A 5,077-nucleotide genomic window follows, 5' to 3' on the forward strand; every position below is an offset into this window, starting at 1 on the left:
GTCGGGTTCTGGGGTGTCGGGGGCCACAGCGTCGGCGCGCTCGTCGAGACAGAGCAAGACCGCGGCGCGGGCTGCTGCCTCGAGCAGGGCCCGACGTGGCGGTGGGTCGTTCTTCTCGATGTGCAGGACCACGGGCATCGCCAGGACCTGCGACGGGTCGGCGGGGTCCGCGCCGCCGCCGACGTAATCGGTCAGCAGCCGGTGACGATCGGCGAAGGTCACGTCTACAGCAGCGGCACGCGACGTGAGGTGCCGTCGACCGCGTCGGCCGCCTCGATCTCGTCGCGGGTGACGCCGAGGATGAACAGCACGGCGTCGAGGAACGGGTGCGACAGCGCTGCGTCGGCGACCTCCTGCAGCGCGGGCTTGGCGTTGAACGCGATCCCCAACCCGGCCGCGGTGAGCATGTCGATGTCGTTGGCGCCGTCGCCGACCGCGACGGTCTGTTCCATCGGCACACCGACCTGGTCGGCGAAGGCGCGAAGCGCGACCGCCTTGCCCGGTCGGTCGATGATCTCGCCGATGACCCGCCCGGTGAGCTTGTTGTCGTCGTCGATCTCGAGGGTGTTCGCCCGGACGAAATCGAGTTCGAGTTCGTGGGCGAGGCCGTCGATGACCTGACGGAAACCGCCGGAGACCAGGCCACAGTGATAGCCGAGACGATGCAGGGTGCGGATCGTGGTGCGCGCCCCGGGCGTCAGTTCCAGTGAGCTCGCCACCTCGTCGAGGATCGACGCGTCGAGCCCGGCGAGCGCCTTCACGCGTTCGTGCAGCGACTCGGCGAAGTCCAGCTCACCACGCATCGCCGCCTCGGTGACCGCGGCGACCTCGGCCTCCTTGCCGGCCCTGGCCGCGAGCATCTCGATGACCTCGCCCTGGATCAGGGTCGAGTCCACGTCGAACACGATGAGTCGCTTGGCCCGGCGGGCGAGCCCACCGCGTTCGACGGCGACGTCGATGCCGTGGCGCTTGGCGACCTTCGCCAGCCCTTTACGGAGCGCGACGTCGGCGCGGAGGTTGTCCTTGTCGACGCTGACCATCAGCTCGAGCCCGGTCACCGGGTAGTCGGCGATCCCGCGGATCGAGTTGATGTTGCCGCGCTGGCCGGCGAGCTCGGTGGCCAACGCGCTGAACGCCTTGGCGGTCACCGGGTTGCCGAGGATCACCACGACATGGGTCGAGACCGTCCGGACGCCGGGATCGGCGCCGACCTCGACGCTGACGACCATGTCGATGGAGCTCATCGCCTGCTCGACCGTCTCCTGCAACGACTCGGGGTCGGTGTCGCAGTTGACGAGGACCCCGAGGGTCAGACGGCCACGGATGACCACCTGTTCGACGTCGAGCAGGATGACGCCGTGACGTGAGAGGGCACCGAGCAGTACCGACGTCACACCCGGGCGGTCGGGCCCGGTGACAGTGATCAGCACCGCGATCGATGACCCTGCGTCGACAGCTCCCGGCGCGGGCTCAGGGCTCACGTCAGTTGGGATCGGCTTCTGTCGACGACTCGTGCGTGCCGACGGTCACCGGATCTCGCTTGGCCTCTTCCATGTGCTTGCTCGCCTGACCGACGTGCGCCTCGGCGTGCATCCGCTCGATCATGTGCGGATAGTGCAGCTCGAACGCGGGCCGCTCGGAGCGGATCCGGGGCAGCTCGGTGAAGTTGTGGCGCGGCGGCGGGCAGCTGGTGGCCCACTCGAGCGAGTTGCCGAAGCCCCACGGATCGTCCACGGTCACGACCTCGCCGTAGCGGTAGCTGCGGAAGACGTTCCACAGGAACGGCAGCGTCGACAGACCCAGGATGAACGCACCGACCGTCGAGAAGATGTTCAGCGTGGTGAACCCGTCCGACGGCAGGTAGTCGGCGTAGCGACGCGGCATGCCCTCGTTGCCCAGCCAGTGCTGGACGAGGAAGGTCGCATGGAAGCCGATGAACGTCAGCCAGAAGTGGATCTTGCCCAGCTTCTCGTCCATCATGCGGCCGGTCATCTTCGGGAACCAGAAGTAGATGCCCGCATAGGTGGCGAACACGATGGTGCCGAAGAGGACGTAGTGGAAGTGCGCCACGACGAAGTAGCTGTCGGACAGGTGGAAGTCCAGGGGCGGGCTGGCGAGCAGCACACCGGTCAGACCACCGAAGAGGAACGTCACCAGGAAGCCCACCGAGAACAGCATCGGTGTCTCGAAGGTCAAGTGCCCCTTCCACATCGTGCCTATCCAGTTGAAGAATTTCACTCCGGTGGGCACCGCGATGATGAACGTCATGAAGGCGAAGAACGGCAAGAGGACAGCGCCCGTTGCGTACATGTGGTGCGCCCAGACGGCCACCGACAGCGCCGCGATGGCGAGCGTCGCGTAGATCAGCGTCGAGTAACCGAAGATCGGCTTGCGCGAGAAGACCGGGAAGATCTCCGAGACGATGCCGAAGAACGGCAGCGCGATGATGTAGACCTCCGGGTGACCGAAGAACCAGAACAGGTGCTGCCAGAGGATCACACCACCGTTGGCCGGGTCGTAGAGATGGGCGCCGAATTGTCGGTCGACCTCGAGACCCATCAGCGCGGCGGTCAGCAGCGGGAAGGCGAGCAGGATCAGGACGCTGGTCACCAGGATGTTCCAGGTGAAGATCGGCATGCGGAACATCGTCATGCCGGGTGCGCGGAGGCAGACCACGGTGGTGACCATGTTGACCGCACCGAGGATGGTGCCGAGACCACCCACGGCCAGGCCCATGATCCACAGGTCGGCGCCGGCGCCGGGCGAGTGGATCGCGTCGGTCAGCGGGGTGTACGCGGTCCACCCGAAGTCGGCGGCACCGCCGGGGGTGATGAAGCCGGCGATGACGATCAGTCCGCCGAAGAGGAACAGCCAGTAGCTGAAGGCGTTGAGACGCGGGAACGCGACGTCGGGCGCGCCGATCTGCAGCGGGAGCACCACGTTCGCGAAGCCGATGACGATCGGGGTCGCGTACAGCAGCAGCATCACGGTGCCGTGCATCGTGAACAGCTGGTTGTACTGCTCCGTCGACAGGAACTGCATGCCCGGAACGGCCAGCTCACCACGCATCAGCAGCGCCATGAGGCCGCCGATCAGGAAGAAGGCGAAACACGTGACCAGATACATGATGCCGAGCATCTTGTGGTCGGTCGTCGTGATCATCTTGTAGATGAACGAGCCCTTTGGCCCGGTCCGAGCCGGATAGGCCCGAGCCGGAACCACCTGGGTGGGCTGGTCGAGGGCGGTCACAGATCCTCCTGCCTGCGTGGCCATGAGGCCACCACAACGAACATCGCTACAGCTGATCGTAAACCCTTGCACCCCTGTGAGCCGAGTGGGTCCTACGTTCTGTCGTACTCACGGTTCGACCGGCGGCGGGAAGGCCCCACGATCGTCACCGGCGCCGCGACACGCGTCGCAGATCAGCGGTGTCGTCGGTGCTAGCGTGATCCACGATATCCGCGTGCACAGCGCCCTGATCACGATCGGAAGAATGCAGGTGAACGGTATTTTCCAGCGTCGACGAACCGTCGTGTCCGTCGTCGCCGTGATCGCGGTGACCGCACTGGCGGCCGCGGGGTGCGGCGGGTCGTCGATCCCGGGTGGCGAGGGCACGATCGTGACCACCACGACACGGATCGCCGGCGCCGATCTGGTGACACCGGAACGCGCCTTCGACGCCTCGTGCGGGACACAGTCCACGGTCGACCCGGGCAAGGCGGACATCGACCGGATCGCCGTAACCGACCCCGCCCTTCTCGACGCCGTCTGCGCACTCGGACTACAGGCCCGGGTCGTCGCCATCGCCGCCGAGAAGACCGCCATCCCCCGCTACCTGGGTCCTGCCGTCACCTCGCGGCCCACCATCGGTTCCCGCCCCTCGGCCGACGCCGCTCGCGGCGCACGGGCCGATGTCGTGATCGGCTACGACGCGGCGCTGGCCGCGCCTTTCGGCGGACGTGCACTGACCATCGATCGCACCGCTTCGTGGCAGGACCAGTTCGCGGCCGTCGCCGACGGGCTCGGACGCAGCGACGAGGGCAGCAAACGCCTGGACACCTTCGCCGCACAGGCCAAGCGCGCGGGCGCCCGGGTCGACGCCTCCCACACCCAGGTCGGACTGGTCCGGTTCGGCGCCGACAGCGAGACGATCGAGGGCACCGGTTCGTATGCGGGCACCATCCTGTCCGCGATGGGTGTGCAGCGGCCGGCCAGTCAGCGTCAGGCCGGGCCGGTCGCGGTGACCGACGACAACTTCACCGACGCCGACGCCGACCTCATCTACGTGAGCTTCTCCGGCGCCGAGGCCGAGAAGCACGGCACCTCGGTGATGAAGAGCGATCAGTGGCTCGACATGGGCGCCCCGGGGTGGGGTCGCGTTCTCGTCGTCACCGACGACATCTGGTTCGGCGGGGTGGGCCTGGCCGCCGCGCCCATCGTGATGGACGACGTGATCCGGTCACTGAACCGCAGTTCCAGCTGACCCGGCCTGCACAGCATTCAGTTCGCCGTCTATTGCGACAGGTTAAACGCGCACTGACCTGAACCGTTCCCAGGCCGATATGCGCAGATCAGCATGTACGCATGACTGTGACCGATGACCTGTTGACCAACAACGCCGAGTACGCCGCCTCGTTCTCCGGCCCGCTCCCCCTGCCCCCGAGCAAGCACGTCGCCGTCGTCGCATGCATGGACGCACGCCTCAACGTGTACGGGATCCTCGGACTGAACGACGGTGAGGCGCACGTGATCCGCAACGCGGGCGGCGTCATCACCGACGACGAGATCCGCTCGCTCGCGATCAGCCAGCGCCTGCTCGGCACCACCGAGATCATCCTGATCCACCACACCGACTGCGGGATGCTCACGTTCACCGACGACGAGTTCAAGCGCGGCATCCAGGACGAGATCGGCCAGAAGCCGAACTGGTCGGCCGAGTCGTTCCCCGATCTGGACGAGGACGTCAAGCAGTCCCTCGCCCGCATCGAGAACAGCCCGTTCGTCACCAAGACCACGTCGCTGCGCGGCTTCGTCTTCGACGTCGCCACCGGCAAGCTCAACGAGGTCACGCGCTAGC

Annotated in this window: 4 protein-coding genes and 1 pseudogene; 2 read left to right on the forward strand and 3 right to left on the reverse strand. The window is 66.8% G+C overall.

The window, feature by feature from the left end:
- From JHC79_RS22505 to ctaD, 3 genes and pseudogenes are all read right to left on the reverse strand, one after another.
- Positions 1–222, reverse strand: a pseudogene (locus JHC79_RS22505) (peptidyl-tRNA hydrolase); the annotation flags it as partial.
- Between the two features lie 2 nt (positions 223–224).
- Positions 225–1,481: a phosphoserine phosphatase SerB gene (gene serB / locus JHC79_RS22510; protein ID WP_296395087.1), complete on the reverse strand. Its 1,257-nt coding sequence runs from the start codon at positions 1,479–1,481 to the stop codon at positions 225–227.
- Position 1,482: 1 nt separating this feature from the next.
- Positions 1,483–3,249 (reverse strand): cytochrome c oxidase subunit I, encoded by a 1,767-nt coding sequence (gene ctaD / locus JHC79_RS22515; protein WP_296395090.1) that lies wholly within the window; start codon positions 3,247–3,249, stop codon positions 1,483–1,485.
- A gap of 250 nt (positions 3,250–3,499) precedes the next feature.
- Between ctaD and JHC79_RS22520 the strand changes: the two genes are divergently transcribed.
- Together JHC79_RS22520 and JHC79_RS22525 are read left to right on the forward strand one after the other, a co-directional pair.
- Positions 3,500–4,483, forward strand: a complete 984-nt coding sequence (locus JHC79_RS22520) for an ABC transporter substrate-binding protein (RefSeq protein ID WP_296395092.1) — start codon at positions 3,500–3,502, stop codon at positions 4,481–4,483.
- Between the two features lie 101 nt (positions 4,484–4,584).
- Entirely contained in the window at positions 4,585–5,076 is a 492-nt protein-coding gene (locus JHC79_RS22525) for a carbonic anhydrase (protein WP_296395095.1), read from the forward strand.
- The last annotated feature ends 1 nt before the right edge of the window (position 5,077 follow it).

It is taken from the genome of Williamsia sp., assembly GCF_016462415.1.
Classification (GTDB): Bacteria; Actinomycetota; Actinomycetes; order Mycobacteriales; family Mycobacteriaceae; genus Williamsia_A.

What these genes read in the sequence shown, in the direction of transcription:
- JHC79_RS22525 (WP_296395095.1), top strand. Translation starts at nt 4,585, where the DNA reads ATGACTGTGACCGATGACCTGTTGACCAACAACGCCGAGTACGCCGCC.